The organism is Actinoallomurus acanthiterrae, assembly GCF_054775715.1.
Map to the genome: position 1 here is coordinate 11,443,867 of NZ_BAAHCO010000001.1, position 26,849 is coordinate 11,470,715.

Sequence of the window (26,849 nt, forward strand, 5' to 3'; positions counted from 1 at the left end):
CCATGACCATCGCTCCGCTCTGGCGGATCCCCCAGGCCACGCTTTCCGTGGTCGGCAGGCCCGAGCCGTTTCCGATCCGCCGCGTCTACTGCGTCGGGCGCAACTATCTCGACCATATCCGCGAAATGGCGGAGGGCAGCGAACGCGACGACCCGTTCTTCTTCCAGAAGCCGGCGGACGCCGTCGTGCCCGACGGTTCATCCATTCCTTATCCGCCGCAGACCGATGACCTCGAATACGAGGGCGAATTGGTCGTCGCCATCGGCGCGGAGGGTTCCGGCATCAGCCCGCAGGACGCGTACGGGCACATCTTCGGATTCGCCGCCGGTATCGACCTGACCCGCCGGGACCGGCAGCGCGAATGCCGGGAGATGGCGCGCCCGTGGGAGGCCGGCAAGGCGTTCGACCACTCGGCGCCCTGCGGCCCCATCCTCCCCGCCGACGAGGCGGCCTCGATCGGCTCGGGCGAGCTGCGGCTGAGCGTCAACGGCGAAGAGCGGCAGCACACGAGCCTGAAGCTGATGATCTGGGACGTTCCCGAGATCATCAGCCACCTCTCCCACTCCTACCGGCTGATGCCCGGAGACCTGATCTACACCGGAACCCCCGCCGGGGTCGCCCCCGTGCTCCCCGGCGACCGGGTCCACGTACGGATCACCGGCCTGCCCACCCTCACCGTGACGATCACCGAAGGAGAGACCCGTGCGTCCTAGCGAACGTCTCGCGTACGACCCCATCGAGGGCCGGCCCGCCCTCACCCTGCCCGACGGCGGCCGGATGGTCGTGTGGGTCATCGTCAACGTCGAGACCTGGTCCGACACCGATCCCATGCCCCGGACCGTCCTGACCCCGCCGGCGGCATCCCCGCCCCGGACATCCCCAACTGGGCGTGGCACGAGTACGGCAATCGCGTCGGGTTCTGGCGCATGCTCCACGCCCTGGACCGCCAGGGAGTGCGCGCGGCACTGGCGATCAACGGCCAGGCCGTCGAGCACTATCCGCGGATCGCCCAGGCGGCTCGCGAGCGCGGATGGGAGTTCATCGGCCACGGGTTCACCCAGAAGAACATGCAGAAGGTCGCGGACGAGCGCGCCGACATCCAGGCCACCACCCGCGCGATCGAGGCCGCCACCGGAACCCGGCCACGAGGGTGGCTCGGCCCCGGGCTCACGGAGACCTGGGAGACACCCGACATACTCGTCGAGGAAGGGTACGAGTACGTGTGCGACTGGGTGCTCGACGACCAGCCGGTCGAGCTGGCCACCCGTACCTCTCCCATCGTGAACGTCCCGTACACGCAAGAGTGCAACGACGTCGCGATGATGCTGATCCAGCACCATCCCGCCCGAGAGTACTTTCAGCGCGCCGTCGACCAGTTCGACCAGCTCTACAAGGACTCCGCCGAGTCGGCCCGCATCATGGCCCTGGTCGTGCACCCGTACATCATGGGGGCGCCGCATCGCCTGAGGTATTTCGAACAGGCGCTGCAGCACATTCGCGCGCACCGGGACGTGAAGTTCTGGGATGGCGCGCAGATTCTCGATTGGTACCGCCGGGCTCGTCCGGCGAGCGAATCGTCTCCGGAACCGACGGTCGCCGTGCGTTGACCACGGCATTCCCATACTCGGCCGCATTCACGGCGATTACGCAGCGGATCAATATTTGTATGCAGTGTATACTGTCGGTATGACCACGTCCTTCGAATCCCACCCCGGGAGCGCCCAGGCGGTTTACACGGCGCTGCGCCGTCGCTTCGCCAACGGGGAGTACGCCCCCGGCCAGCGGCTGACGGAGACCGCCCTGGCGGAGAACCTGGGGGTCAGCCGGACGCCGGTGCGCGAGGCGATCGGGCGGCTGCTGACCGAAGGGCTGGTCGTGCCGGCCGCTCGAGGGGTCGCCGTCGCCGCGCTGACCCCGGAGGAGACGGCGCATCTGTTCGTGCTGCGCGCCGACCTGGAGGCGCTGGCGGCGGAGCTGGCCGCCGCGCGGCAGGCACAGGGCCGGCTCGCCCCGGCCGAGGTCGACGCCCTCGACGAGGCCGTCGAGCGGGTTCAGGACGCGGTGGAGGCGCACGATCCGCGCGCCTCCGCCCAGGCGAACCTCGCCTTGCACCGTGCGATCGGAAAGGCCGGCGGCAACCCCTTCCTCGAGGACTGCCTGCACCGCGTGTGGGACCGGATCGCGGTCACGACCGTCGCCAACCTCGACGACCCCCACTGGGCCGGCTCGATCACCGAACAGCACCGCTCCATCGTCGCCGCCATCCGGGCCGGGGATCCCGAGGCCGCCCGGACGGCCGCCAAATCCCACATCGAGGCGGCCGCTCGCGCGTACCGGCCGTTCGAACCGTAGGCCGGGCCCGGGAACGCTCAGTTCACCGAGCCGGACGAGGCCGCCCAGGTGTTGCAGGCCGACGTGGTGCCCCGGTTGTAACCGATCTGGACCCACCCTCGGTAGTGCGCGTCCGTGCCGTGGTCCCGCTGCTCGAGGGGGCGCCCGTCGTCGCCGCGCTCGTACGAGTCCTTCAGCGCCATCGCCCACTGGTCGGGCGTGACGGGGAACGTCGAGCGCACCGAGCCCAGGAACAGCCCGGACAGGCACTGGGCCTGCAGCTCACTGCGCTTGGTGACGGCGTTGCGGGCCGTGGTGCTCGTCGCCTCGGACCGGGCCTGCTGGGCGTACTCGAGGATGCCGGACTGGTCCTGGATCGCGTGACCGTACTCGTGGGCGATCTCCCGGGTGTACGCCACGTTGTAGCGCACCGGCAGGCCGCCCGCCGCCTTCTGGGCGTCGGTGATGCCGATGTACATCGACTGGTTGGACGGGCAGTAGAACGCGGCGACGCCCGGCGACGGGTAGGTCCCGCAGGGGCTCTGGCCGCCCGTGGACCAGAACACCCGGTGCGGCGCGGAGAACCGCATGCCGGCGTGCGCGAAGCCCTGGCCCCAGGCGCGGTCCAGGCAGTCGGTCGTCCCGTCGAGGAACAGCCGGAACGAGCGCGAGTCGCCCTGGGTGATCTGCCGGCCCTGGCAGCCGTCCGAAGGCAGCCGGCCGACCTTGTACAGCGTGCTGGTGGCGGCGTTCTGGCTCGGCGCGGAGGGTGCGCCGGCCGAGGGCGGGGCCGGCGTGTACCCCGGTCTGGTGATCACCTTCGAGGCCACCGCGCCGACCACCCCGATGATGGCGAGGAGACCGAGCACGCCGATGCCGCGCACACCCCCGCCGCTCCGCCGCCGGGGCGGTGGCCGGTAGCCATAGCCGGGAGCCGGGTACTGCGGCCCGCCGCGCCCGGGACCGTACGGCGGCCGGGGCGGCGGACCCTGCGGCGGGCCGTACGAAGGACCGTGGCCCTGCGGCGCGCCGTAGCCCTGGGGCCGGCCGTACCCCTGGCCATAGCCTTGGCCGGATCCCTGGCCATAGCCCTGACCGGATCCTTGGCCATAGCCTTGGCCGGATCCTTGGCCGTGGCCCGGAGGCGGGCCGTATCCCCGACCGTGTCCCTGGGGCGGGGGTCCCCATGAGCCCGGTCCAGCCATTCACTCTCCTCCTGTCAGGAAACGTCCGCGGGGGTGGCCGTCCACGTGTTGCAGGACGACAGGACGTGCTGCGTGTAGCCGCGGGCCACCCAGCCCGCGTAGTGGGCCCCGGAGCCGTGGTCGCGCCGGTCGTCCGGCTGGCCGTCGTCGCCGCGCGCCCGCGCGTCGGCCAGCACCGCCCGGTACTGCGAGGACGTGATGGGGAGGCTGTCGCGCTGGGCCGACAGGAACGCGCCCGCGAAGCACTGCGCCTGCAGCTCGATCCGGCGGCTCGCCTCGTCGCGGGCCGTGGCGGCCGAGCCGGCCATCAGCTGGTGGCCGTACTCGAGGATGCCCGCGTCCTCCTGCACGTGGTGGCCGTACTCGTGCGCGATCACCCGGGCGTACACCGCGTAGTGCGACACCGGCTCGCCGTCCGCGGTCTCCACGACGTCACCGAGGCCGACGTACATCGTGTCGTTGGCCGGGCAGTAGAACGCGGCGGCGCCGGGCGCCGGGTACGACCCGCACGGGCTGCTGCCCGACTCGCTCCAGAACACCCGGCTCGGGGCGGCGAAGCCGGCCAGACCCACCTTGGCGAACTGCCGCCGCCACGCGTCGTCCAGGCAGTCCGACAGCCGGTCGAGGAAGCCCCGCATCGAGTCCTCGTCGTCCTTCCGGATCGCCGGGAGCCTGCAGCCGACCGGGTCGAGCGCTCCGCTGCGGTAGAGCGGGCCGGCGAACGCGGCCTGCCTGCTGCCCGCGCGGGACGGCCCTTGGGCGGTGTCGGCGCCCGCCGCCGGCCGGTCCGGGCCGGCCAGCGAGTAGGCGACGATCGCGACCGTGCACAGCCCGGCGACGCCGCCGAGCGCGCCGACGATCGTGCCGGCCGCGCTGCGCCGCCGGGGCGGGCGGCGCGGTGGCTGGTAGCCGATGTCCCGCGCCGGCCGACGCCACAGCCGGGACGGTGGACCCTGCGGCTCCGGGCCGTCCGGCGGGCGTCGCCGATAGGGACCTTGCACTACTGTTCCGTTCCTCCCCTGAAACCGGCACGCCGGCTCCACGCAGGAGGGGCGACCGGAGCAAGAATCATCGCATACCGCCGAAAACTCGATCACTTGTACGGGAACGACCACCGATCGGTTCATGATCGTCACATCGGCAGGTCACGTTCGGTCGGCGGTTCACCGGTACGCTGTGCGCCCATGCGGGTTCGCACGCGGCTTCTGACCGCCCCCCTCGTCGCCGCAGGACTCTTCGTCGGCGCGGCCTCCGCGTCGGCGGCGTCGGGACAGGTCGACAAGGACACCGTCGCGATCACGGTCACGCCGGGCGGGACGCTCCAGGTCAAGGAGACGGTCGTCTACGAGGGGGCCGCGCCCGCGCGTACCCTCATCCGCCGCAAGCACCTCGACGAGCGGCAGGACCGCCGGTTCGACGTCGGGAACGTCCAGGGCGGCACGCTCAAGAACCAGGGCGACCACGCGGTGCTCCAGGTCGCCGGTGGCGGCGGCACGGGCCGACGGACGGCCCAGCTGTCCTACACGGTCAAGGGCACGCTCACCGCGCTGCGCACCGGCGAGCAGCTGACCTGGACGGCCGCGGGCGGATGGCACGTCCCGGTCACGCAGACCCGCGTGACCGTCGAGTCCAGCGCCGTCGTCCAGAACCTCAACTGCTTCGCCGGGGAGCCGGAGAGCACCGTCGGCTGCACGCAGTTCTTCACCAACCACACCCACACGCTGGCCGACTTCCGGCAGCAGGACCTCGAGCCGGGCGACTACGTCACGGTCATGATCGGGTACCCGCCGGGCACGACCTCCGGCAAGCCGATCATCGACCAGCGGCACACGGTCGCCACCGCCTTCACCGTCAATGGAGTCACCGGCGGCACCCTGCTCGGCCTGCTCGTCCTGCTCCTCAGCGGGGTCGCGCTGCTGTACGTCACCCGCGGCAGGGACGCGCGCATCGTCAACAAGAAGGCCGCCGAGGGCGACCAGGCCCCCCTCGACTCCACGGGCTTCGCCCCACCGGACGGCGTACGGCCCGGCCAGATCGGCACCCTCATCGACGAGCAGGCCGACGTCGTCGACGTCACCGCGACCATCATCGACCTGGCCGTACGCGGCTACATCCTGATCGAGGAGCTGCCCCGCGAGACACACGGCCTCGACTGGCAGCTGCGCCGCATGGAACGCCCGGCCGACGACCTTCTCCCGTACGAGCGGATCCTCTACGACGCCCTGTTCACCGGGCGCGACGTCGTCCAGCTGTCCGAGCTCGGCGGCACCTTCGCCGACCAGCTCGCGGCGGTGCGCAAGGCTCTGTACGAGGACGTCGTCCGGCAGGGCTGGTTCACCCGCCGGCCCGACTCCGAGCGCACCCGCTGGACCACGATCGGCATGGTGCTGGCCGGCCTCGGGGTCGTCGGGACCATCCTGCTCGCCATCTACACGAACCTCGCCCTGGTCGGCCTGGCGGGCATCATCGCCGGCGCGGCGCTGGCCGTCGGCGGCCAGTACATGCCCGCCAAGACCTCGCGGGGCGCGACCGTGCTGGCGCACACGCTGGGCTTCCGGGCGCACCTGTTCCGCGGCGAGCTGCCGGACGCACCCGCCGGTCACCGGGTGGCGCTGTTCTCGCACTACCTGCCGTACGCGGTCGTGTTCGACGTGGTCCAGCGCTGGGCGCAGACGGTCGCCGACGTCGGCGCGGGCAACGACGGTCCCTCGGACAACCTCTACTGGTACGAGGGGCCGGCCGAGTGGGACCTGTCGAACTTCGCCGAGTCGATGCGCACCTTCACGCTCGCCACGTCCGGCGCCATCTCCGCCTCACGCCAGTTCCGCAGCCTGTCCTAGATTCCGACGGCGCGGATCTCGCCGACGATCGCGTCGCCGCCGTGCAGCGGCACGGTGGCGAGCTCGTCGGGGACCTCGGCGCCGAGGGCGCGCAGCGTCGCCACGGTCACCGGGGTCCGGGCGCGCATCGCCCCGTCGTCGACCTTGATGGCGCCGGCGCGGCCGTCCGCGAGCGCGAACGCGTCGACGCCCTCGGCCCCGCACTTGACCAGCAGACCCGGCACGGCGGTCATGAGCCGGTACTCGTCGCGGTGCGTGCCCGAGGTCCACTCCGGGTGGGCGCGCATCGCATCCGCGAGACGCCGCTCCGGCGTGCCGGGCTCGGCGGTGACGATCGCGCGCAGCGCCCGCGCCACCCCGGTCAGCGAGACGGCGAACAGCGGCGCGCCGCACCCGTCCACGCCGATCGCGACGATCCGCTCACCGGTCAGCTCCTCGACCGTGTCCCGTACCGCCAGCTGCAGCGGGTGGTCGAACTCCAGGTACGACTCCGTCGGCCAGCCGTTGAGGACGCAGGTGGCGAGCATGGCGGCGTGCTTGCCGGAGCAGTTCATCCGCAGCCGTGACTTCTCGGCGCGGACGGCGACGTCCGGGTCCAGCGGCCACTGGGGCGGGCACTGGAGGGCGTCCGGCGTGAGCCCCGCGTCGGCGAGGATCTTGCGGGCGCCCGCCACGTGGAAGTCCTCCCCGGAGTGGCTGGCCGACGACAGCGCGAGCAGCTCCCCCTCGAGGGCGAGGCCGCTGCGGCCCATCGCCACCGCCTGGATCGGCTTGTTCGCCGACCGGGGGAAGATCGGTTCGTCCGGGGATCCGATGCGTAGCGCCGGGGAGCCGTCGGCGGCCAGGGCGGCCACCGAGCCACGATGCCGGGACTCCACGAAACCGGAACGTTCCACTTCGACGAGGACGGGGTGCATCTACTCTCTTCGGGGGTCGACGGTCGGCTACTGTCGGCTGGTCGTGGACGCCCTCGGGGGTCGGCGTCGGCCTGCGAGGCGACGCCGACGGCGGCCGCTACCAGCACTTCGACACCCTACGCGAGTCGCCGCGCGCCCTGCGCCCCGCGTCAGGCAGCCCGCGACAGGTTGATCATGGACTCGATCACCAGTACGATTCCGAGAATTATGGTCGAAAAAGTAGGGTATTTATGGACTTCGACGGAGAGATGCTCGAAAGGGAGCTTCGGAAGCTCGAAGCACGCGCCGAGCAGGTGCGTGAGGAGCTGTCGGCTCTCGCGGTCGAGGCCCAGAGCAAGGACGGCCTGATCCGGCTGACCGTCGGCGGCCAGGGCCGCCTCCACGCCCTGACGTTCGATCCCCGGGTGAAACGCCTCCCCGTGGAGGAACTCGCAGCGCGGGTCGTCGAGATGATGAACGACGCCCTCGATCTCCTGCACCACGAAACGGCGACCAAGACGAGCGCCATGTTCCCCGACTTCACCGCCGACCCACCCCCCGGAGGCCCGTCCCGATGACCACATTCCGGGAGCGCCCGTGGCCGGGCTGAGCGGCGCGCGCGGCGGCCTGTTCGTCGGCGGCAACATCGCACTCTTCGTCTTCTCGATGCTGACCGTCCACTATCCGGAGGGCGACCCGGGGAAGGCCCGTGAGGCGAGCGCCGTGTGGGCCGGTCTCGTGGCCGACGTCGTGGAGTGGGGGAAGTACGGCGACGACGCCGCACGGGCGGTCGTCATCAACAACGCCGGTGAGGGCATCAACGCCTTCAATGACTTCTGGCAGCACCATGTCTCGCCCGGCCCACCGGCCGAGGGCGAGGCCGCCCGGCTCGCCGACCTGTGCCGGCGTATGAGCGAGGCGTGCGAGGAGTTCGCGTCGCTCGTCGAGAAGGCCCAGTACGCCTTCTACACCCTCGCCCTGGCCAACTTCGCCAGTCTGCTCTTCATCTCCATGTTCCCCTGGATGGCGGGCGCCGCGTACGAGATCTCCCAGTTCCTGCTGAGACGTGCGCAGGCGGGGATCCTGGCGAAGCTGCTCGAGAGCGCCATCGCCCGGATGCTGCTCGCCAAGCTGGCGGAGTACTCCATCGGCAGCGCGTTCTTCGCCGTCGGCGACGTGCTCGTGATGGACGGCGTCAAGGCGGCGCGGGGCGAGGACGTCGGCTCGTTCGGGGACAACTTCGACGAGGTCATGAAGGAGTTCGTCGCCTCCGTCGCCTTCTACGGCGCCTTCGACGCCGCCGCCAAGCCCGTCAGCAAGATCATCAGCAACCCGGACGTGCAGTACTTCGTGAACCGGATGGTGGGCGGCAGCGTCGGATACGGGCCCACGTATGGCTACCTGAACGGCAAACGCGGCGACGACCTGGTCCCCACGACCAAGGACACGATCCTGCGGACGATCCTCTACACGACCATGGCCCACAAGCCCGCCGGTTAGCCCCCTTGGATGGCGCCCACGTGACTCCCCCCACCCTGCCCCCGGCCCCGCCGACGTACGTCACCACCACCGGACCGGGCACTCCCCACGGCTCACTGTGGGACATCGCCGAGGACGTGTTCGAGGACGGCTCCCGATGGCAGGACATCTACGCCGCGAACCGGGACGTCATCGGCGACGACCCGAACCGGCTCCGGGTCGGCATGCGGCTCGTCCTGCCCCCGCTGGAGATCCACCCCGCCTACATCCGGTCCGTCGCCAAGAGCCTGGACGACGAGGGCGTCGACATCCACGCGAAGCTCGGCCAGGCCCGGAGCCGGCTGGACGCCATCGGGAACTTCTGGGGCGGCGACGACCTGGGGACCAAGTTCTACAAGGGCGCGGACGGCCAGGCCGGGTACGAGGCCTCGGCCGGCCACGCCCTCGACGGCGTCACCGCGTTCGCCGACTTCTACCGGAACGTCGCGGGGCGGCTGCGCGACATGGCGGACCGCCACGACCACATCGAGTGGGAGAACACCATCCAGGCCCTGGACGTGGCCCTGAAGGAGGCCGAGTCCTGATCCACCGCGCCCCTTGAGACCGGTTTCAGCGGTCCTTCACGCCTAGGAACGTCCGCGCCTCATCGGGCGGCATCGGGTCCCGCTGGGCGATCCGCGCCAACGTGGCCGCACGCTCCACGAGCTGGGCGTTGGCCGTCACCGGCCGCCCCTTGGCGTAGCTCAACGTGTCCTCCATGCCCACCCGCAGATGACCCCCGGCCGCCAGAGCGGCGTACATCACCGGCAGGGTCGTCCGGCCGATGCCCGTCGCCGACCACGTGGCCCCGGCGGGCAGCGCCTCCACCGCGGCGACCAGCGTCCGCGCGTCCCCCGGCATCCCGCCCGGCACGCCCATGACCAGGTCGCAGTGCACCCGTCCGCCGAACGGCGGTCCGTAAGTGTCCAGCAGCCGGTGCAGCGACGCGACATGGCCGAGGTCGAACAGCTCGAACTCCGGCACGACCTCCCGCTCCTGCGTCAGCCGGTAGAGCTCGGCCATGAACGACCAGGGGTTCATGAAGACGTCGTCGCCAAAGTTGACGGTGCCGCAGGTGAGCGAGCAGGCGTCCGGCTCGGCGTCGAGGACCCGCAGCCGATGCTCGTACGGGTCGGTGACGGCGCCGCCCGTGGACAGCTGCACGATGAGGTTCGTGCTCGCGCGGAGGGCGGCGACCGTGTCGCGCAGGCGCGCGAGGTCGAGCGTGGGCCGGGCCTCGTCGTCGCGGATGTGGACGTGGATCACGGCGGCGCCGGCGGCCTCGCACTCCTTGGCCGCCTGGACGAGCTCGTCGAGCGTGACGGGGAGCGCAGGAGCCTTGGCCTTCTCGGCCTCCGCCCCGGTCGGCGCAACTGTTATCAGCGTTCTGACCATGGACAGCATGATTTCAAGTCGAAGGCCGATTTGGCGAGAAGATCTTTCGTAAAGGCGTGGGTTCTTCCGGCGGGTGCCGCGTGCGGCAGAATGCGGTGGCGTGCGAGCAGTCGTCCAGCGTGTGAGTCAGGCCAGCGTGACCGTCGAGGGTCGCGTTGTGGGTGCGATCGACGAACCGGGCCTGCTGGCCCTCGTCGGGGTGACGCACGACGACACCCCGGAGCGGGCGAAGAAGCTCGCGGCCAAGCTGTGGGGGCTGCGGGTGTTCGACGGCGCCGAGGGCCCCGAGGCGTCCTGCTCCGACCTCGGCGCGCCGCTGCTCGTGATCAGCCAGTTCACCCTCTACGGCGACACGCGCAAGGGCCGCCGCCCGTCCTGGATCGCGGCCGCGCCCGGCCCCGTCGCCGAACCGCTCGTCGACGAGGTGGTCGCGGAGCTGCGCCGCCTCGGCGCCCACGTCGAGACGGGCGTCTTCGGCGCCGACATGAAGGTCGCCCTCGTCAACGACGGCCCGATCACGCTCATCCTCGAGGTCTAGGGCGTGTCCGGTGGGGACGCGCCCTAGGAGCTCAGGCCGAGGAGCGCGAAGACGACCGTGACGACCGTGCCCGCGGCGGCGAGGGCCAGCACGTTGCGGTCGTTCTCCGCCAGGCGGGCGCGGACGCTCGGGGAGTAGACGACGACCCCGGTGTCGCGGTTCGGGTCCGGGACGGACTCCCGCCGGAACGGGTTCGGCAGCCGGACCGCGCTCCACAGGGCGTCGTTCTTGACCTGCTGGTGTGCCGCGGAGCAGGCGAACAGCCGCCCCCGGATCGGCTCGTGGCAGGCGAACCCCTGCCGGGTCATCACCCGGCAGACCGTGGGCACCAGCGAGAACTCATACAGGCACCACCCCAGCAGCGCGATCAGCGCGAGCCGCCACGACGTCAGGAACACCGCGGCCACGAGCAGCACGCCGAACCCGATCCACCAGACGTAGGCAGGCTCCCGCACCCGCCGCCGCCGTCGCCCCATGTTCTCTTTCCTCGCCGAGGTCTCTTCCGACGGAGAAAACCTTCCCATGAGCGCCGCCCATCGCGATCCAGGTTCGGGTGATTATCGGCTTATCGGCGTCGAAGATCGATTTTGGCGTTGGCTCCGGTGTCCGGGTCGACGATGACCTCCTGCGTGGCCGCGACCCCGTCGGCCAGCAGCGTCTCGTCGATCGGCACGTTGCGCTTGATCAGGCCGAGGCCGATCGGGCCCAGCTCGTAGTGGCGGGCCGCCGAGCCGACGAACCCGACCGTACGGCCGCCGGCCTCGATCGGCTCCCCGTGCGCCGGCAGCCGGTCGACGCTCCCGTCGAGGTGCAGGAACACCAGCCGCCGGGGCGGACGGCCGAGGTTGTGGACCCGCGCCACCGTCTCCTGACCGCGGTAGCAGCCCTTGTCGAGGTGCACGGCGACGTCGATCCAGCCGGCCTCGTGCGGGATGGTCCGGTGGTCGGTGTCGAGCCCGAACCGGGGCCGGTGCGCGGCGATGCGCAGCGCCTCGTACGCCCACAGCCCGGCCGGGCGCGCCTGCCAGTCGCGGTCGAGCTCCTTGCGGGGCACGATCAGGCCGTCGGTCGTCACCAGGGCGCCGGCGGGCGGCTCGGCGCCGGTGAGCGTGACGACGGCGTACGCGTCGGACTCGTCGGTGACCTCGACGCGCATCATGAACCGCATCGAGTCGAGGAAGCGCGCGAGCTCCGGCGCCGCGCCCGGCTCGACGTGCGCCCACACCGCCTCCCCGTCGTCGACCAGGGCGAGGTGGTGCTCGACGTGGCCGTGCGGGCTGAGCAGCAGCGCCTCGGTCGGCGCGTACGGCGGCAGGGCTTCCAGGTGCTGGCTGGTGAGGCTGTGCAGGAACCGCAGGCGGTCCGCGCCGGCGATCCGTACGACGCCGCGATTGCTCCGGTCGACGATCGCCGCCCCCGACGCGAGGGCGCGTTGCTCGGCGAACGGCTCGCCGTAGTGCGCGGCGACCCCTTCGTCCGGCGGATCGGCCGGTACGGCCCCAGGCGTGCTCAACAGCGGGCTGTCCATGACCGCAAGCCTACGTCGTCCGGCAGTCGCGGCAGCGGCCGTAGACGGTGAGGTGCTGCACGTCGGTCTCGAAGCCGTACTCCTGCTCCAGGACGTCGACGAGGCCCTTGGCGACGGTCGGGGTCACGTCGTAGACCTCGCCGCACCCCCGGCAGACCAGGTGGACGTGATCGGCCTCGCTGGCCAGATGGTAGGTCGGCGGCTTGTGCCCCAGATGGGTGTGCTTGACCAGCCCGAGCTCTTCGAGCAGCTCCAGCGTCCGGTAGATCGTGGAGATGTTGACGCCGCGCGCGGTCCGCTGCACCTCGGTGCAGATCTCCTCCGGGGTCGCGTGACGCAGCGCGGTGACCGCCTCCAGCACGAGCTGGCGCTGCGGGGTCACCCGGTAGCCCCGCGCTCTCAGCTCCTCGTGCCATGGTTCCGCCACGAGGCCGAGTTTATGTCCCGCCGGGCGTCCTGCGGGGGTCTCGCGGGACGGACCGCGAAAAATCCCCTTGCCTCGTCCGTGGCCGCTGATCTAACGTTCGGGCTAAGCGGGAAAGGAGGTGGTCCGAAAGTATGCATAGTACGAGGACTCGTGAGGTGGCTGTCCGTTAGCCGCAGTCCCCGCCTCAGCCCCGCCCCAAAGCGGGTGAGGTAGACCGGCCGAGGACGCGGCCGGCGAATACCAGGCAGACACCCGACCCCCGTGGCCGGTCGACCCAGTCCTGTCGACCCCTGCACCAGCAGGAGCAGCCCGGGGGTCGTTCCTTTTCTCCCAAAGAGTTCCTTTTCTCCCAACGACACGAAGACTGCGGGGCCATGGAGTTCTTCTGCTACCACCGTGACCGGCCCGGCTCCGAAGCGCTGCGCGACGAGTTGGTGGAAGAGCACTGGTCCTACATGGACCGGTACGAGAAAGAGCTGATCGCCCGCGGCCCGACCTTCATCAGTGCGGACGACACGCCCACCGGCAGCGTGCACATCGTCGACCTGCCCGATGCCGCCGCCGCCCGCGCGTTCGCCTTCGACGAGCCGAACCACCAGGCCGGGGTGTACCGGGACGTGCTGCTGCGCCGGTGGCGCAACCTGCTGGGGCGCACGATGTGGGAGTTCCCCGGCGGCCGGACCGGCGGCGACCGGTTCCTGGTGCTCGGCCTCGGCCCGGAGAAGGACGCCGACCTCGCCGTTCCGTCCGACCAGGACGAGCTGATCGCCTACGGGCCGCTGCTGTCCGACGACGGCACCACCTGGCTGGGTACGGCGGCGCTGGTCAGGGCGCCCGATCCGGAGGCGGCACGCGCCGTCCTGGCCGCGGGCCGGTACGCCGCCATCGAAGTCCACGAGTGGGAGTTCGGCGGACGCCGGTAACGCCGACGGCGTTCACGAGCCCCTAGTCTGCTGGTCGGCGGTAGGTGGTGGGCCGGCCTCTCCCACCAAGTTGTTGGACGAGTCCCTGATTGCGCAGCTTGCGGAGGGCCTTACGGATGTTGGGGGCGGTGAGGTTCAGCAGACGCTGGAGTTCCGCCACGGTGTGGGCACCGGTTACGAGTGCGTCGTAGACACGCAGCTCTGTCTCATTGAGGTCACCGCCGGGCCGGCCTGCAAAGGCGGCTCGCCGGAGGACGACCGTGAAGCGGATGCCGGCGTCGGCGTAGTGCGCGGGTGGGAGGCCCGCTTCAGCCAGAGCTCTGGTCACGATGGGGATGCCCGTGGCGAGGGCCTCGATGACGCGGGCTCCGCTGTCGGGGGTGCGGACGTGCTGGCAGATGGCGACGAGCCGGGCGTTGCGGGCAGAGGTCACGGCCTCGCGGCCGAGTCTCTCGACGGTGATGCCATAGAGACCGCCGGGGTTGGAGACGATGAGGCGGTCACGGCGTAGACGTACCTCGACGGCCATACCTGCCGACCAGTGGTCGAGGTCGCGGTGAACAAGCGCGTTGGCGATGATCTCCCGGAAAGCGATGAGGGGAAAGGCTGGTTCGTCGTGGACGGTGCCATCCGGCGCCGAAACGATCGTGGTGTCGAAGGTACGTCGGGCCCAGGCGAGCGCTTCGTCAAGCATCAGAGGGATCGGACCGGTGATGGTGGCTTGGTTGCGGGCGCGGGATCCCGCCGGGTCGGTCGGCAGCGGTTCCGCCGATGCCTGGATGACGAACCGCGGGAACCATTCCTGCGGGTGCACGCCAAGGGACAGCAAACCGGCGACCGTAGGCGTCCCGTCGGGCGTCGTGACCCCCGCACGACGGAGCAGCTCTGCGCTGTCCTTGAAACGGCCCAGCCCCGGGGAATCCCGTTCATGCACCGAGCGTACGAACGCCTCCACGAGATCACGGTCGAGGTCACTGGATGTGGCGCCGGCGACCGGCGCTCGGTCGAACGTAGGCGGGCGTCGCGCGGCGAGGAATGCCTGCTCTTCAAGCGCCGACAGTTCGAAATCCCCGTCGTATCCGCGCAGGTAGGCCGCACCCGATCCGGTCACCCGGCATGGCTTGCCCGACGGATCGCACTCGTGAACTCGGGCGACAACGACCGGCTTCCCGTCGACTATCCCGTCTTCGATTGTGAGCCGAACGGGCGGGGTGAACGAGCGCGCCTTCACGGCCAGGCCTTGCTTGAGCTTCTGCGGGTCGGTCAGCGGCACCGGCCGGAACCCTGTCGCCTCGTCGAGCCCCAGGATGATAGTGCCACCACCTGGAAGATTCGCCAGGGCACTGAGCGTCGAGGTCAAGGACCGCGGCAGCCCGCCGGCAGCCGACTTGACCTCCACGTCCGACGAGTCGCCGCCGGCCGTGCGCAGGCGCTTCACCAAGTCGTTCAGGTCCACGGTCACACGCCAAATATAACCGGGTAGCCGTTACATTTGCCTGCGTTCCAGTTACATTTGCGGCGTCCATCCACCCGGTGGCCCACGCTCCTGCACACGCTTAAATGGACCGTTCATGAGACACCGACAGCTCAAGCCCGGCTCCGGCTACCGCTCTCCTGCTCAGGCCACGCGTTTCAGCTGTGCCGACAGGTGCGACTGCAGACTCTGCCCCTCCGCCGCCATGTCGTACGCGTAACCCAGGTCCTCGCCGATCAGCCCGTACAGCCGCTTGCCGGCGGTGTACTCCTTCGCGGTCTCGGTGCGCGCCACGACGTCCGTGACCAGCTCGACCCGGTTGAACCCCGCCTGCCCCACGTAGATCTCGACGAATCCCGTCGGGTGGGCGAGCACCATCTCGACCTTTCCGCCGGGGTGCGCGCGCCAGTAACCGCTCTCCCGCGCGAGGGGAGCCGCGAGGTTGCCTTCATCGTCCAATCGCCACGTACGGCTCGTGTAGATCAGATACGGCTTGCCGATGTGGCTGAAGGAGAGCTCCTGTCCGAAGCGGAAACTCTCGACGGTCGGGTAGCCGCCGACCCCCGCCCCCTCCCAGTCTCCGAGGAGGAACGCCAACGGCTCGAGGTCGGGATGCAGCTCAGGTTCCATGTTCGGCCAGCGTAGTGGGCCCGGCCTGGGCGACGACACCTCGCCGGCCGCAGGACGATGCCCGAATCGCCCCCTGGAGGTTCTCACGTGTTCATTCCCTTGATCGTTGTTCTGGTCGGCCTGCTGATCGTCGTTTGGGCGTACTTCCAGCAGCGCAAACGCGGCGCGATGGGCGTGACGCCGACGCGCAGCTGCGCCGAGATCGCCGAGTACGACCGGCCCGTCACGTGCGAGGTCAAGGGAACGGCCGCGCCCGGACCCGCGGGGCCGGTCCAGGCGCCGTTCTCCGGGCAGCCGTGCGTATGGCACCGGACGAAGGTGACCGTCCGCTATGAGCACCACGAGTATCGGGACGGCGAGCGCCGGACGACGACGCGCGAGCGGACCGTGCACGACGAGACGCACGGGGGCCCTTTCGGCGTCCGGGACGCCACCGGAGAGATCGTCATCCTGCACGACGGTGAGCAGGTGGACCGCGCCGCGCAGTCCCTGTCGCACTACGAGCCGGCGGGGCGCGACGTCAACCTGTTCGGGCTGCACCTGCGAGTCAACTTCAGCAACGTGAAGGGCCACCGCTACGAGGAGTGGATCATCCCCCAGGGCCAGTCGATGTACGTCCTCGGAGCGGCGGTGGCCGAGGGCGGCGGGCTCGTCATGCGCCTGCCCGGCGCCGGGCCGTACATCATCTCGACGCGTTCGGAGGAACAGCTGTCGTCGTCCCTGCGGCTCCGCTTCCTCATCGGCTATGTCGCGGGCGGCGCGGTCATCGCCGGCGGCCTGGCCTGGCTCGCGATCAGCCTGATCAACGGGTGAGCCGCGCGCTCTGCGTGAACAGCGGTGATCAGGGGTAGCCTGATCCGATTCGCGATCACGGTGAACCATTCGGTCCCGTATCGCGTCTGATCTTCCTACGTTCAAGGAGGACCGTTGTACGCGCTGATGGCACTGATCACGGCCGGCGTCGAGGCGGGCGCGGACGCGATGGCCAAGACGATCGGCAAGGCGCGCAGACGGCGGACGATGAACAAGGCCGAACCTCTCGTCGACAACGCCCCCGGGGGACCGCGCGAGGTCGCCGGGCGCGCGGTCACCGGTCCGGGCGGCACGGTGACGGCGCCGCTGTCGGGGCTGCCCTGCGTCTGGTACGCCGTCACCGTGTTCGAGCGGTACTGGGCGTGGCGGCCGGGGCCGCTCGGCCCGACCAGGGTCGTCCGCAACGTCAAGGTCGCGGAGCAGCTCAGCGGGCCGCTGTACGTGGGCGGTGACACGGCCGCCGTACGCGTCGACGCGCACGGCGCCGAGCTGGAGCTGGGCGAGCCGGCGTTCGCGGAGCTCGAGGACGCGCCGCACGGCCCGCTGATCGCGCGCCTGGCGGCCCTGCTGGGCGCCCCTCCTCGCCCGCGGCACCGGGAGCGGACGATCGGCTTCGTCGTCGAGGAGCGCGTGATCGCCGACGGGGAGCCGCTGCGCGTCGTCGGCGCAGCCCGTACCGAACTGGGGGACCTTGTCCTTGCCAAGAGCGGGCTGCGGCCACTGATCATCTCAAGGACCGTGCCGGTTTCCAGCTCGGAGGACTAGTGTGCCGGATATGGCACGATCACTCGTCATCAAGGTGACGGCGGGCGCCGAGGCACCCGAGCGCTGCAACCAGGCGTTCACGGTCGCCGCGGCCGCCGTGGCCAGCGGCGTCAGCGTATCCCTGTGGCTGACCGGCGAATCCTCCTGGTTCGCGCTGCCCGGCCGGGCCAAGGAGCTCGAGCTGCCGCACGCGACCCCGTTGGAGGACCTGATCGGCATCGTGCTGTCGGCCGGCCGGATCACGGTCTGCACGCAGTGCGCGGCGCGCCGGGACATCACCGACGATGAGGTGCTGCCCGGCATCCGCATCGCCGGCGCCCCGTCCTTCGTCGAAGAGGTCACCGCCGAAGGCGTCCAGGCCCTCGTCTACTGAGCCGCGGCGGTCACCGGGCCGCCCGGATGCCGGACAGGTCCCGGGCGGTGACGCTGTTGCGGTCGGTGACCGACGGCCCGAACGAGAACTGAGGCCACAGCCCGTTGATCTCCTGCCGGCTGCGCTCGCTCCACTCCCTGGCGAGTTCGTCGCGGGTCTTGTAGAAGTTCAGCGCGTACCCGCCGCTGTGAACGCGCAGCAGGTTGAACCCGCCGGGATACTCCTTGACCGCGCCCACCTCCTGCTGGGTCACGTGCCGGCTGCCGGGGAGCACCGTGCGCTTGTTCCGGTGGGTGTGGCCCGCATGATGCAGGAAGACCCCGGGCGTCCGCTCGTACGCCGCCATGATCGACGCGGTCTGGCCGACCTCCAGCGAGGTGCCGCCGCTCACCGCCAGCGGATCGTCGAGGGACAGCAGCGGATGGTGCCCGAAGACGATCGTCGGCTGCTCCTTGTGCTCCTTCAGCGCGGTCTCGAACCAGGCGAACTGCTCACGCGACAGGCCGCCCGCGTCCCCTCCGTTGCCCGGCTTGTCGTAGGTGTCCAGGCCGATGATCCGCAGGCCGCCGAGGTCGTGGGTGAAGTACGTCGGCCCGTCGGAGAACGCGTCGCGGAAGCAGTCGTGCCCCTGCCACTGGCCGACCCGGCAGGAGGCGTACGCGGGGCCGTCGTGCGCGCGGTCGTGGTTGCCGCGGGCGACGAAGTAGTCGCGTCGGTAGGCGCCGAAGCCGTCGAGGATGCCCTTGGCGGTGGAGAGGTCGCCCGGCACCGCCTCCGAGGACACGTCGCCGGCCGCGAAGAGGTAGGTCGCGCCGCGATGCCGCGCGTCCTTCACGAGCGCCTTCGCCATGATCTCCGGGTACGGCGGCCGGCCGGGGACCTGGGAGATGCCCTTGATCGGCAGTCCGCCGATCAGCCCCGCCACGGTCTCACCCAGGTGCAGGTCGTTGCAGAGCGCGATGGAGAACAGAAAGCGGCCGGGCGGCGGCTGCGGTGTCGTGAAGGAGAAGGTGCCGCCGGTCAGCGGCGTCCCGGCGGCTCCCGCCACGGGGGTCGGCGACGCCGTCCGGCCCCGCGACCGCGCCTGGTAGTAGTACGTCCGGCCGGGCTCCAGGCCGGTGACCTCGACGTAGTGGTACGGCGTGTGCGCCGCGCCGCCGGCCGTGCGGGTCAGCCGGTCCGGGCGCGTACCCCAGAGGATCTCCCCGTCCGCCGGGGCGGGCCGCATCCGCCCGAGCCCGTCGTCGGTGCCGGCCACGCCGGTGTACCAGGTGAAGATCGCGCTGGTCTCGGTGAGGGTGACGAGTTCGAGGTTGACCGGCCGGACGTCGGACGCGAACGACCGACCTTCCCCGACCATCGACATGAGGGAGAACCCGGAGACGATCGCGCTCAGGCGCAGCAGCTCACGACGGCCGGGCCGGCAGCAGAACATGAGCCGGACGCTAAGCCGCCCCGAAGATCACGTCCATAGCGCCACAGCCACAACACCAGAGTCAGGCCACACCCGGCCACCGCCTCTGCGGGGAGGGCTCCGCACGCGGGCACGGTACGGCGCCGCACGCGCGAAGCCCCCAGGGTTTTCCACAGCCTGTGGAAGGCTCGGTCAGTCGCCCTGCCCGCTCGGAGTGACCCACTCGACCAATTGAACGATCACGCCGTTCGGATCGGTGACCTGGAACAGCCGCTCTCCCCACGGCTCTTCGCGCAGCGGCATGGTGATGGCGACCCCTTCGGCGCGCAGCCGGGCCTCCTCCGCGGCCAGGTCGGTGACCACGAGCGCGACGATGATCCCGGCCGCGTGCCGGTCGCGGAATCCCTCGGGGAGGACCTCGATCCCCCGCCTCAGGAAGATCACGTCCATGGCGGCGTCGTCGCGGCAGAGCGAGGCGAACCCCTCGGCGGCCATCGCCTCCTTGAAGCCGAAGTGGGTGGTCAGGAAGGCGGCGGACGCCGCGACGTCGTCGACGGTCAGCGAGACCGCCGAAGAGGTGACCTGCATGGAAATCCTTTCATCCGAACTCCGTACAGCATACGACGTACGGAGTACGGAGAAAGTTCCCGCTCTCTGGCGGCTCAGCGGCATGCCCGCCAAAGACCGGCGCCCGACCGGCGGGCGGCGGCCTCGGCCGCGCCCAGAAGCGGGGCGTATCGGGTGTCGGGCGGGATGGCCAGCGCGCGGGCGAATCCGGCTCGGACCAGCGCCGCACTGACGAGGCGGCCTCCGCTCGTCCACAGGTGGAGGAGACGCCGGCCGAAGTGGTCGTACGGCTCGCGATCACCGATGACGCGCACCTCGGAGCCGGCGGGGACCAGCCGGCGCAGCGCGCGGGCCGCCTCGGCGCCGTAGCAGTCCCGGCGCGCCCAGGTCTCCGGGGCGTCCACTCCGATGAGCCTGACGCGCAGCCGCCTACCGCCGATCCGCAGCAGAAGGGTGTCCCCGTCGACGACCCGCACCACGACGGCGGTCCGCGCCTCGGGTGGCGGCCCCGGTCCGGCCGTACCCGCCGCCACGTCGCTCCCCGGCGGCCGGCTTCTCGCGCCGCGCCGCCTCCCGGCAGGCGCCCGGCGTCCCAGGCGAAGGCACCGCAGACCGCCGTCAGCATCGCCGCCCCGGCGAGGGCCCATCTCCCCATGACGTGCAGTATCCGATACGGCACCGACAGTCATCAGCCCTCGATGAAGCGCCCGGAGTCTGGGGCCGCCGGCTCCGCCCCCGGCTCTTCACCGCGCCTTTCGCACACTTCGTGACAGAGGCGTGTCCTACGGCGCTCCACATGTGATCGTCAGTCGGCAGAATCTTCCGAGGAAGGGGGCAGTGCATGAAGTGTCCGGCATGCGACAGCCATACGCCTTCGGGGCGTCCGACCTGTACCCGCTGCGGGGCGTCGCTCCCGGCGCTCCCACAGCCGCCCGAGCAGGCGGCCTCACCACCGCCTGGGCAGGAGGCTTCACCGCCGGGAGTGGAGACCCCGCCCTCTGGGCCGGAGATCCGGCCGACACGGCTGGAGAACCCGCTCTCAGGACTGGAGACCCCACCCCTAGGGTTCGATGATCCACCTCCGGGGTATGAGACGCCGCCATCAGAGCGCGGACCCTTCCAGCCGCAGGATGGCGAGACCGTCGGATACGGGCCGGTCGAGACGCCTCTCGACGCCTCGACCGCGCCGTTCGAAGCCCCCACTGAGGAGCGCATGGCGGCCCAGGCGGAGGAATTCCTCCGCGGCGGCGCCCCGTCGTCGGACACGGCCTACCTGGACGCCGACGGTCTGCGGCACTGGGGGGCTCCGCCGACCGCCTACGACGCGGCCGCGCAGGGGGAGCGGCACGGGCACCGCAAGACTTCTGAGGGGAGCGCGCGGAGGCGGTGGACGATTCCCCTGGTGGCCGCCGGCCTCGTCACCGTGACGGCGGTCGGCCTGGCACTCGCCGTCGGTCTCCCCAACGGCTCCCATCCGGCGGAACGCCGCACCGGCCCCGAGGCCGGCACGCGTCAACCGACCGGAGTGCAGCCCGACACTCCGCAGGCGAGCGACTCAGCGTCGGGTCCCGCGGCCCAGGCCGCCGCGGTCAACGCCATCCTGCAGGCAGGCAAGGAGGCGCACGACAGGCTGTCCGTCAGCATGGCGACCTGCGACGACCTCGTCTCGGCGGCCCCGGCGTTCCAGCAGGTCGTCCAGGAACGGCAGAGCGAACTCACGCAGGCCCGGCAGCTTCGGACGGACCAGCTGCCCGGTGGCGCCGACCTGAAGCAGGCGATGATCGACGCCTACTCGAGCTCCCTGGACGCGGACAAGGCGTACGTCGCCTGGGCCCAGGAGGCGCAGGCCGCGGGATGCGACGGCGGTGCCCCTCCGCAGTCCGCGAACCACGACGCCGCCATGGCCGCCAACGACAAGGCGGGCCCCGCCAAACGCCGTGTCGTCGCCCTGTGGAGCCCCATCGCGCAGAGCCAGGGACTGCCCGTCTACGCGTGGGGCGAGTTGTAGGACGCCGTCAGGGCAGGTGCACGCCGAGCTTGTCGGCGACCTCCTTCACCGCGGTGGCCAGCGCGCCGACCGCCGCGACGCGTTCGGACAGCCGCTTGAGGGTGTCGGTCAGCCGGCGCTTGTCCGGCTTCTCCTTGCCGGCCTGCTCGCGCACGTCGGCGAGGTCCTCACGGGCCTCCTCGCCCTCCTCGAGCCGGGGCGCGTGCTCGTCGAGCAGCCGCTCCAGGCGCGCCAAGGCGTCGGTGGACTCCGCCGAGCCGATGGTCATGCCGCGGTTGTCCTGCGTTCCCGAGCCGGTGTTGATCGGCCCGTAGTTACCGCCGCTGATGGAGAAGTCGCCCATGCCGTCCTTTCCTAGATGATCGTCATGTCGCGGTTGTCCTGCGAGCCGGCCCCGGTGTTGATCGGCCCGTAGTTGCCGCCATTGATCATCACGCTCTGCTCGACGATCTGGTTGACCTGCATGCGGTAGGCCGACACGTCGATGTCCTGGCTCTGCAGATGGTCGAGCACGGCCTCGTTCAGGCGCCGCTCGACGAGCCGGGAGTACTTGTGCGCGTCAAGGACCTGCAGGTACGTCGGGAGCGTGTCCTCGGCGGCCAGTTCCCGCACGCTCAGCCGGGCGCCGTAGTCGTACGCGGTGAGACGCTCGGGGTGCTGGTCGTCCTGGAGTCGGGCGGCCGCCATCTGACCGAGCGTACGGATCGCCCGGAACGGCCCGAGGACGCCGTCGCTCAGCACGGAGAGCCAGCGGCGCCGTATCGCCATCGCGATGAGCGAGGCGTCGGTGCACGAGGCCAGGTGGTCGATCAGGTGGTACTCACGGCGAATGGGAGGCAGCACGTCGGCCACGAACTGCGCGTAGAGCATGTGCCCCTCCACCGCGAGGTAGATGAACACCGACACGACGATGTCCTGGTCCTCGGCGGGCGCGATGATCCGGTCGGCGGCGTCACGGACCGCCTGGCCCTCCGCCCCGATGGTGACGCGCTGATAGCAGCGGACGCCGCCCTGCGGGTGCCGGACGATCGATTCCCGGCACGCGTCCGTGGCCTTGGAGTACGGCATGCCCACCGATCCGTCGATCAGGGGGTGGCCGGCGTAGTCCGGCACGCTGAAGCCGGGCTCGGACGCGCGCGGGTACTGCGTGCAGGCGCCGCGCGCCACGACGTGGTAGTCGATGTTGAGCCCGGCGATCCGTTCGTTCGGAGGGAGCCGCCGGCGCGGGTCGGACCGGTCCGGTCGATCGCTGTCGGCGGCCGGCCACTCCTCGCTCATGGCCATGAGCCGGCGGCGCACGTGCTCGTGCAGCGCGACCGGGTCGACGGCCTTCGCCGTCGTGTCCGGCGTGGCGGGCCGGTCGAGCTCCACGACGATCGACCACGCTCTGGCCCAGGGGGAGTCGGGTGCGCCCGACCCGATGAAGGGATTGTCGCCGGAGTACAGCGTGACGTTGCCGACCTGGGCGTCCACCAGCCGCTCCGCACGGCGCCGCGCGCGCGGGGTGAGAACGTCCAGCGGCGGCGTCCGGCTACCCGGGGCGAGGTCCGTCCGCATCATCCGGAACATCAGCACCTGCCAGCCGAACGGGATGACCAGCATCGCGATCCAGAGCAGGACGGCGCACGAGAGGTTGAGCGACAGGTCGCCCCACAGCTCCGAGGGCGGGGGCAGCCGCCCGTCCGTCGTGTACCCCGAGGCCAGCCCGTAGACCAGGTAGGCCCAGACCAGGACCACCAGCCCGCCGAACGTCCAGAACAGGACGTACAGCACCGCCAGGCTCCGGGCGATCTGGAAACGCCGCCGCCAGCCGAACCGCCGCCAGGGCACGAGCCGGGTCACGGCGAACGGCACTGCCGTCGAGAGGTAGCTCCACAACGCGAACGGGCTGATGACCGTGCACCCGATCAGGAGCGCCCAGATCACGAGATCGCGGATGAGCTGCAGCCGGCGGGCGCGGACGGAGTGCGTGATGACCGGGCCGACGTCGAAGCCGTACGACGGGACGACGGCGCGGTGTTCGGGGTCGACCAGTTCGCCGATGACCTTCCGGCAGAAGCCCTCGTCGAGGTAGGCGGCGGCGCAGAGGTACCGGGTCGCGTTGCTCATCACCCCGGGGATCGCGGCCCGTCGCGCATGCTGGAAATGGCTCTCGGTCCGCACCGACTCCGCAACCATGCGGGGATGGTAAACGCCCGACGACTCCCGGTATCGGCCGAAGCCCGGAGTTGATCTCCGATCGTGACATCGGGAGTCAGCCGGCGAAAGGCGGCGGGCCGTCCGGGTCGGCGAGGCCGTCGATGAGCTGCTCGGGCCACGAGAGCACGTGCGGCAGCCACGCCGCCCGCATCGTCTCGGCGACGTGCCGCAGCCGTTCGTCGGCGTCGACGCCGACCGCCACCACCGCGAGGTCACGGTCGAACTCGGCGTGGTCGTCGCCGCCCAGGATCGCCGTACGGGCGATGGGCCCGTTCGCCTCCAGCGCCATCGACAGGGGGTGCCGGCGCAGGGCGCGGACGCGGTGGCCGAACAGCGGCTCGGCGGGCTCCCGCAGCCCCGGCAGTTCGTAGTCCAGCGGCGGAGCGGGCGCGTACTTGTCCGGCACACCCTGGCCGGGCTGGAACAGCCGGTCCATCTCATGCAGCCAGCGCAGCTGCGGGATCACCCATTCGGCGCCCGGCCGGACGCCCGCCAGGCCGGGCTCGCCGCCCAACAGGCGATCCGCCGCACCGGCCACGGTCGCGGTGAGCTTCTCCGGAGCGTACGCGGTGCGCAGTGCCTCCGAGCGGCGGCCGACCGCGCGCTCCAGGACGGTCGCGAGCATGCACTCGCGCAGGCGCGCGGGCTGCGCCGCCCATTCCGGGCGGAGGTCGGCCGGCGCGGCCGGCGTCGGGCGGTCGACGACGTACGCGAGGACCAGCGCGTCGGCCCAGACCCGCAGCCACGCCCACGCGCCCGCCGAGGCGAGCAGGTCGGCCTCGCGCAGCTCGTACAGCGAACACGCCCGGCCGTCGCGGCACTCGCAGCCGCACGCGGCCGACCGGCGGCCGGCGATCGGCGGGACGGGGCCGGGCAGCGCGCGCTCGCGGTCCTCGCCGAGCGGGACACGGACCCGCACCGGGCGGTCCATGCCGTCCGCGAAGACCGCGGCCACACCGGGACGCAGGGAGACGACCTCGCGGGACTGCTGGTCGTCGAGGTTCATGGCGGCCCCGACGATGTGCCGGTCGTCGTATGCGGGCAGCCGGTGCACGACCTTGAGCGCGGTGTTCTTGACGACGTCGGGGACGAGTTTGGTGGGGATCTGCTCGGCCACGACGATGCCCTCGCCGTACGCGCGGATCTCGGCGAGCATCCCGGCGAACAGCTCGACCGCGTGCGCGCCCGCGCTGTTCTCGCCGCGGTTGCGCAGCAGCCGGTGCGCCTCCTCGATGACGATGACGTGCCCGAGGCCGCGCGGCGTCCGGCCGCGGCGGGCGCGCAGCCGCAGGTGCTCGACGATCCGGATGATCAGCGTTCCCATCAGGAACGCCTTGTCCTCGTCGTTGGCGACGTCCTCGATGGCCAGGACGATGTTGCGGCTCAGCAGCCCCTCGATGTCGGCGGGGTGGCCGCCTTGAAAGAACCGGCCCGCCGAGCCGATGCGCAGGGACCGGAGCCGTACGTCGACGAAGCCCTTCACGTCGGCCATCAGCTCCTTGCCGTAGCCGACGTCGCCGATCACGTCGAGGGCGGCGTTCTGCAGCTGTTCGAGGGTGGGGATGGCGGGCTCGATCGGGGATCCGGGGCGGCCCCGGCCGGTGACGACGTCCCAGCCGTTCGCCTCGTACACCCGCTGGAGCGCCTGCGACATGATCTGCGGGAAGGGCTCCTCGGCGTCGAACGCCGCCTGGAACAGCGCCCGCACCATGTCGATGTGCGCCTGCACCGGATACCCGGGCTCGGGCGCGAGCGGGTTGACCGAGAGAGGCACGGCCGCCGGGTCGGACGGGTTGACGACGGTGACCGGCGCGCCGATCCGGCCGGACATCGCGGCGTACTCGGACTTGGCCGGCTCGATGGCCAGCCACGGGATGCCGCTGCGGGTGAGCTGTTCGAGCAGGTGGCGAACGGTCTGCGACTTGCCCGACCCGGTCGACCCGGTGACGAAGACGTGGCGGTTGACGGTCTGCAGCGGCACCGTGAAGGCCCCGACCCCGCGGTCCTGGCCGTCGAGGATCGCGCCGAGGGCGACCCCGGCCACGTCCTCCTCCCCGCCGACCTCGGACGTCACGTCGAAGTCGCCGGCGTCGAGCACCCGCAGCCCCGGCACCTCGCGCCGCGGCAGTCCGGCCAGCGCGGAGAGGGCGCCGGCCGTCGCGACGAACGGCGACCGCAGGTCCTGGTCCTGCGTGTCGACGTGCAGGGACTCGTGGAAGCGCACGGCGCGCTCACCGGAGCGGAGCCGGTACGGGTGATGGCTCAGCTCCACCGACCCGACGAGCACCGGCGCGATCTGCTCCAGGGCCTGGACCGACTCCGCACCGGCCAGGACCCGGACGTTCCACAGCCCCGCCTCCTGGAACGCGTCGAGCTCGGCCAGCCGGCGCTCCAGGCGTTCGACGGCGAGCTCGTCGTCGCCCCGGCGCCGCATCTGCAGCTCGTACTGCAGGTCGGTGACCTGGTCGCGCAGCACCTGCTCGCCGCACTGGTCGGCGATGACGAGCCAGCCGAACGGCCGGTCCATGAGCGTCACCAGCGTCGACTCGAACAGGCCCGGCCCGGTGCCGGCCCGCGAGGAGGCCAGCGGCGGCGCCAGCCGCGCCGGGCAGCGCGTCCACGTCATCGCGGCCGCGTCGTCCAGCCACTCCTCACCGATCGGTACGCCGCGCGCGCCGTGCGGGAACAGCAGTCCCTGCTGCCGGTCGTGCGTGAGGTGCAGCGGCCCGGCGTTGGTGATGAGCTGGAGCGGCGCGCCGCCGCCCCGCGACATCCACCCCACGACGAAGGGCCGCCGGCCCTGCGCGGCCGACAGCACGGCCGGCAGCACCGTGACGAAGTCCCACTCCGCCGACGCCGCGTGCGCGGGCGAGAGGATCGCCTGAATGCGGTACCACGGCCCTTGGAGCCCCCCGATCACACCTGCCACCCGAGCAGGATTTCAGGGCCACGCCCGCCATGCCAGAGGATCCGACACGGCATCGGCCGCCCTGCCCGGCCGCATT

28 protein-coding genes are annotated in these 26,849 nt (G+C 71.2%); 13 read left to right on the forward strand and 15 right to left on the reverse strand.

Annotated features, from left to right (window positions below; genetic code table 11):
• Positions 1-2 precede the first annotated feature (2 nt).
• The 3 genes from ACYVF7_RS54135 to ACYVF7_RS54145 all read left to right on the forward strand — a co-directional run bounded on the left by ACYVF7_RS54135 (position 3) and on the right by ACYVF7_RS54145 (position 2,352).
• Positions 3-713 carry a fumarylacetoacetate hydrolase family protein gene (locus ACYVF7_RS54135; protein WP_460355502.1) on the forward strand — a complete coding sequence of 237 codons (711 nt, stop codon included), beginning with the start codon at positions 3-5 and terminating at the stop codon, positions 711-713.
• A 72-nt stretch (positions 714-785) separates the two neighbouring features.
• On the forward strand, positions 786-1,607 hold the full coding sequence (locus ACYVF7_RS54140) for a polysaccharide deacetylase family protein (RefSeq protein ID WP_460355505.1): 822 nt from the start codon (positions 786-788) through the stop codon (positions 1,605-1,607).
• Between the two features lie 79 nt (positions 1,608-1,686).
• Positions 1,687-2,352, forward strand: coding sequence for a GntR family transcriptional regulator (locus tag ACYVF7_RS54145; RefSeq protein WP_460355507.1), 666 nt, complete (start codon positions 1,687-1,689; stop codon positions 2,350-2,352).
• Positions 2,353-2,369: 17 nt separating this feature from the next.
• Here ACYVF7_RS54145 and ACYVF7_RS54150 read toward each other — a convergent pair whose 3' ends face one another.
• A complete protein-coding gene (locus ACYVF7_RS54150; protein WP_460355510.1) occupies positions 2,370-3,215 on the reverse strand; it encodes a neutral zinc metallopeptidase in 846 nt (281 codons plus the stop codon).
• A 335-nt stretch (positions 3,216-3,550) separates the two neighbouring features.
• The gene (locus ACYVF7_RS54155; RefSeq protein WP_460355511.1) at positions 3,551-4,537 is read right to left on the reverse strand and encodes a neutral zinc metallopeptidase; all 987 of its coding nucleotides are present in this window, start codon (positions 4,535-4,537) and stop codon (positions 3,551-3,553) included.
• A gap of 183 nt (positions 4,538-4,720) precedes the next feature.
• On the opposite strand from ACYVF7_RS54155, the gene ACYVF7_RS54160 reads away from it, so the two are divergent.
• Complete coding sequence (locus ACYVF7_RS54160; protein WP_460355513.1) at positions 4,721-6,376, forward strand: DUF2207 domain-containing protein; 1,656 nt, start codon at positions 4,721-4,723, stop codon at positions 6,374-6,376.
• On the opposite strand, the gene ACYVF7_RS54165 is transcribed toward ACYVF7_RS54160, so the two are convergent.
• Positions 6,373-7,293: an asparaginase gene (locus ACYVF7_RS54165; RefSeq protein ID WP_460355516.1), complete on the reverse strand. Its 921-nt coding sequence runs from the start codon at positions 7,291-7,293 to the stop codon at positions 6,373-6,375. The two genes, ACYVF7_RS54160 and ACYVF7_RS54165, sit on opposite strands and share 4 nt — an antisense overlap.
• A 230-nt stretch (positions 7,294-7,523) precedes the next feature.
• Between ACYVF7_RS54165 and ACYVF7_RS54170 the strand changes: the two genes are divergently transcribed.
• From ACYVF7_RS54170 to ACYVF7_RS54180, 3 genes are read left to right on the forward strand one after another with little or no spacing between them, the layout of a single operon-like run.
• Positions 7,524-7,850: a YbaB/EbfC family nucleoid-associated protein gene (locus tag ACYVF7_RS54170; protein ID WP_460355518.1), complete on the forward strand. Its 327-nt coding sequence runs from the start codon at positions 7,524-7,526 to the stop codon at positions 7,848-7,850.
• 19 nt (positions 7,851-7,869) lie between these two features.
• Positions 7,870-8,772, forward strand: a complete 903-nt coding sequence (locus ACYVF7_RS54175) for a WXG100-like domain-containing protein (protein WP_460355521.1) — start codon at positions 7,870-7,872, stop codon at positions 8,770-8,772.
• Positions 8,773-8,792: 20 nt separating this feature from the next.
• The gene (locus tag ACYVF7_RS54180) at positions 8,793-9,335 is read left to right on the forward strand and encodes a LysM peptidoglycan-binding domain-containing protein (protein ID WP_460355523.1); all 543 of its coding nucleotides are present in this window, start codon (positions 8,793-8,795) and stop codon (positions 9,333-9,335) included.
• Positions 9,336-9,360: 25 nt separating this feature from the next.
• On the opposite strand, the gene ACYVF7_RS54185 is transcribed toward ACYVF7_RS54180, so the two are convergent.
• Positions 9,361-10,185, reverse strand: coding sequence for a beta-keto acid cleavage family enzyme (locus tag ACYVF7_RS54185; protein WP_460355526.1), 825 nt, complete (start codon positions 10,183-10,185; stop codon positions 9,361-9,363).
• Between the two features lie 100 nt (positions 10,186-10,285).
• Between ACYVF7_RS54185 and dtd the strand changes: the two genes are divergently transcribed.
• Complete coding sequence (gene dtd / locus ACYVF7_RS54190; RefSeq protein WP_460355527.1) at positions 10,286-10,723, forward strand: D-aminoacyl-tRNA deacylase; 438 nt, start codon at positions 10,286-10,288, stop codon at positions 10,721-10,723.
• Between the two features lie 23 nt (positions 10,724-10,746).
• Here the strand turns inward: dtd and ACYVF7_RS54195 are convergent, their stop codons facing one another.
• The 3 genes from ACYVF7_RS54195 to ACYVF7_RS54205 all read right to left on the reverse strand — a co-directional run bounded on the left by ACYVF7_RS54195 (position 10,747) and on the right by ACYVF7_RS54205 (position 12,678).
• Positions 10,747-11,199 (reverse strand): hypothetical protein, encoded by a 453-nt coding sequence (locus ACYVF7_RS54195; protein WP_460355529.1) that lies wholly within the window; start codon positions 11,197-11,199, stop codon positions 10,747-10,749.
• Positions 11,200-11,288: 89 nt separating this feature from the next.
• The gene (ygfZ, locus tag ACYVF7_RS54200) at positions 11,289-12,251 is read right to left on the reverse strand and encodes a CAF17-like 4Fe-4S cluster assembly/insertion protein YgfZ (protein WP_460355531.1); all 963 of its coding nucleotides are present in this window, start codon (positions 12,249-12,251) and stop codon (positions 11,289-11,291) included.
• Between the two features lie 10 nt (positions 12,252-12,261).
• Positions 12,262-12,678, reverse strand: coding sequence for a Fur family transcriptional regulator (locus ACYVF7_RS54205; RefSeq protein WP_360889313.1), 417 nt, complete (start codon positions 12,676-12,678; stop codon positions 12,262-12,264).
• 374 nt (positions 12,679-13,052) lie between these two features.
• Between ACYVF7_RS54205 and ACYVF7_RS54210 the strand changes: the two genes are divergently transcribed.
• Positions 13,053-13,601, forward strand: coding sequence for a YciI family protein (locus tag ACYVF7_RS54210; protein WP_460355534.1), 549 nt, complete (start codon positions 13,053-13,055; stop codon positions 13,599-13,601).
• A 22-nt stretch (positions 13,602-13,623) separates the two neighbouring features.
• Here the strand turns inward: ACYVF7_RS54210 and ACYVF7_RS54215 are convergent, their stop codons facing one another.
• Both ACYVF7_RS54215 and ACYVF7_RS54220 read right to left on the reverse strand, forming a co-directional pair.
• Positions 13,624-15,063: an ATP-binding protein gene (locus ACYVF7_RS54215; RefSeq protein WP_460355536.1), complete on the reverse strand. Its 1,440-nt coding sequence runs from the start codon at positions 15,061-15,063 to the stop codon at positions 13,624-13,626.
• Between the two features lie 156 nt (positions 15,064-15,219).
• Positions 15,220-15,705, reverse strand: coding sequence for a heme-binding beta-barrel domain-containing protein (locus ACYVF7_RS54220; protein ID WP_460355538.1), 486 nt, complete (start codon positions 15,703-15,705; stop codon positions 15,220-15,222).
• A gap of 87 nt (positions 15,706-15,792) precedes the next feature.
• Between ACYVF7_RS54220 and ACYVF7_RS54225 the strand changes: the two genes are divergently transcribed.
• The 3 genes from ACYVF7_RS54225 to ACYVF7_RS54235 all read left to right on the forward strand — a co-directional run bounded on the left by ACYVF7_RS54225 (position 15,793) and on the right by ACYVF7_RS54235 (position 17,656).
• The gene (locus ACYVF7_RS54225; RefSeq protein WP_460355540.1) at positions 15,793-16,518 is read left to right on the forward strand and encodes a GIDE domain-containing protein; all 726 of its coding nucleotides are present in this window, start codon (positions 15,793-15,795) and stop codon (positions 16,516-16,518) included.
• Between the two features lie 114 nt (positions 16,519-16,632).
• Entirely contained in the window at positions 16,633-17,283 is a 651-nt protein-coding gene (locus tag ACYVF7_RS54230; RefSeq protein WP_460355542.1) for a GIDE domain-containing protein, read from the forward strand.
• A gap of 10 nt (positions 17,284-17,293) precedes the next feature.
• The gene (locus tag ACYVF7_RS54235; RefSeq protein WP_460355545.1) at positions 17,294-17,656 is read left to right on the forward strand and encodes a DsrE family protein; all 363 of its coding nucleotides are present in this window, start codon (positions 17,294-17,296) and stop codon (positions 17,654-17,656) included.
• A 10-nt stretch (positions 17,657-17,666) separates the two neighbouring features.
• Here ACYVF7_RS54235 and ACYVF7_RS54240 read toward each other — a convergent pair whose 3' ends face one another.
• The 3 genes from ACYVF7_RS54240 to ACYVF7_RS54250 all read right to left on the reverse strand — a co-directional run bounded on the left by ACYVF7_RS54240 (position 17,667) and on the right by ACYVF7_RS54250 (position 20,170).
• Positions 17,667-19,091 carry a purple acid phosphatase family protein gene (locus ACYVF7_RS54240; protein ID WP_460355548.1) on the reverse strand — a complete coding sequence of 475 codons (1,425 nt, stop codon included), beginning with the start codon at positions 19,089-19,091 and terminating at the stop codon, positions 17,667-17,669.
• Between the two features lie 171 nt (positions 19,092-19,262).
• Positions 19,263-19,658 (reverse strand): VOC family protein, encoded by a 396-nt coding sequence (locus tag ACYVF7_RS54245; RefSeq protein ID WP_460355550.1) that lies wholly within the window; start codon positions 19,656-19,658, stop codon positions 19,263-19,265.
• Between the two features lie 74 nt (positions 19,659-19,732).
• Positions 19,733-20,170, reverse strand: a complete 438-nt coding sequence (locus tag ACYVF7_RS54250) for a thermonuclease family protein (protein ID WP_460355552.1) — start codon at positions 20,168-20,170, stop codon at positions 19,733-19,735.
• 680 nt (positions 20,171-20,850) lie between these two features.
• Here ACYVF7_RS54250 and ACYVF7_RS54255 point away from each other — a divergent pair.
• Positions 20,851-21,645: a hypothetical protein gene (locus ACYVF7_RS54255; RefSeq protein ID WP_460355554.1), complete on the forward strand. Its 795-nt coding sequence runs from the start codon at positions 20,851-20,853 to the stop codon at positions 21,643-21,645.
• Between the two features lie 7 nt (positions 21,646-21,652).
• Here the strand turns inward: ACYVF7_RS54255 and ACYVF7_RS54260 are convergent, their stop codons facing one another.
• The 3 genes from ACYVF7_RS54260 to ACYVF7_RS54270 form a co-directional block, all read right to left on the reverse strand.
• A complete protein-coding gene (locus tag ACYVF7_RS54260) occupies positions 21,653-21,988 on the reverse strand; it encodes a DUF5955 family protein (RefSeq protein WP_460355555.1) in 336 nt (111 codons plus the stop codon).
• Between the two features lie 11 nt (positions 21,989-21,999).
• Complete coding sequence (locus tag ACYVF7_RS54265) at positions 22,000-23,823, reverse strand: hypothetical protein (protein WP_460355558.1); 1,824 nt, start codon at positions 23,821-23,823, stop codon at positions 22,000-22,002.
• Positions 23,824-23,899: 76 nt separating this feature from the next.
• Positions 23,900-26,773 (reverse strand): ATP-binding protein, encoded by a 2,874-nt coding sequence (locus ACYVF7_RS54270; RefSeq protein WP_460355560.1) that lies wholly within the window; start codon positions 26,771-26,773, stop codon positions 23,900-23,902.
• Positions 26,774-26,849 lie beyond the last annotated feature (76 nt).

Bases quoted from the DNA above. Each gene is read 5' to 3' on its own strand.
- ACYVF7_RS54135 (WP_460355502.1), top strand. From the start codon at position 3: ATGACCATCGCTCCGCTCTGGCGGATCCCCCAGGCCACGCTTTCCGTG.
- ACYVF7_RS54145 (WP_460355507.1), top strand. From the start codon at position 1,687: ATGACCACGTCCTTCGAATCCCACCCCGGGAGCGCCCAGGCGGTTTAC.
- ACYVF7_RS54160 (WP_460355513.1), top strand. From the start codon at position 4,721: ATGCGGGTTCGCACGCGGCTTCTGACCGCCCCCCTCGTCGCCGCAGGA.
- ACYVF7_RS54165 (WP_460355516.1), bottom strand. From the start codon at position 7,293: ATGCACCCCGTCCTCGTCGAAGTGGAACGTTCCGGTTTCGTGGAGTCC.
- ACYVF7_RS54170 (WP_460355518.1), top strand. From the start codon at position 7,524: ATGGACTTCGACGGAGAGATGCTCGAAAGGGAGCTTCGGAAGCTCGAA.
- ACYVF7_RS54185 (WP_460355526.1), bottom strand. From the start codon at position 10,185: ATGGTCAGAACGCTGATAACAGTTGCGCCGACCGGGGCGGAGGCCGAG.
- ACYVF7_RS54195 (WP_460355529.1), bottom strand. From the start codon at position 11,199: ATGGGGCGACGGCGGCGGCGGGTGCGGGAGCCTGCCTACGTCTGGTGG.
- ygfZ (WP_460355531.1), bottom strand. From the start codon at position 12,251: ATGGACAGCCCGCTGTTGAGCACGCCTGGGGCCGTACCGGCCGATCCG.
- ACYVF7_RS54210 (WP_460355534.1), top strand. From the start codon at position 13,053: ATGGAGTTCTTCTGCTACCACCGTGACCGGCCCGGCTCCGAAGCGCTG.
- ACYVF7_RS54220 (WP_460355538.1), bottom strand. From the start codon at position 15,705: ATGGAACCTGAGCTGCATCCCGACCTCGAGCCGTTGGCGTTCCTCCTC.
- ACYVF7_RS54235 (WP_460355545.1), top strand. From the start codon at position 17,294: ATGGCACGATCACTCGTCATCAAGGTGACGGCGGGCGCCGAGGCACCC.
- ACYVF7_RS54240 (WP_460355548.1), bottom strand. From the start codon at position 19,091: ATGTTCTGCTGCCGGCCCGGCCGTCGTGAGCTGCTGCGCCTGAGCGCG.
- ACYVF7_RS54245 (WP_460355550.1), bottom strand. From the start codon at position 19,658: ATGCAGGTCACCTCTTCGGCGGTCTCGCTGACCGTCGACGACGTCGCG.
- ACYVF7_RS54255 (WP_460355554.1), top strand. From the start codon at position 20,851: ATGGCGGCCCAGGCGGAGGAATTCCTCCGCGGCGGCGCCCCGTCGTCG.
- ACYVF7_RS54260 (WP_460355555.1), bottom strand. From the start codon at position 21,988: ATGGGCGACTTCTCCATCAGCGGCGGTAACTACGGGCCGATCAACACC.
- ACYVF7_RS54265 (WP_460355558.1), bottom strand. From the start codon at position 23,823: ATGGTTGCGGAGTCGGTGCGGACCGAGAGCCATTTCCAGCATGCGCGA.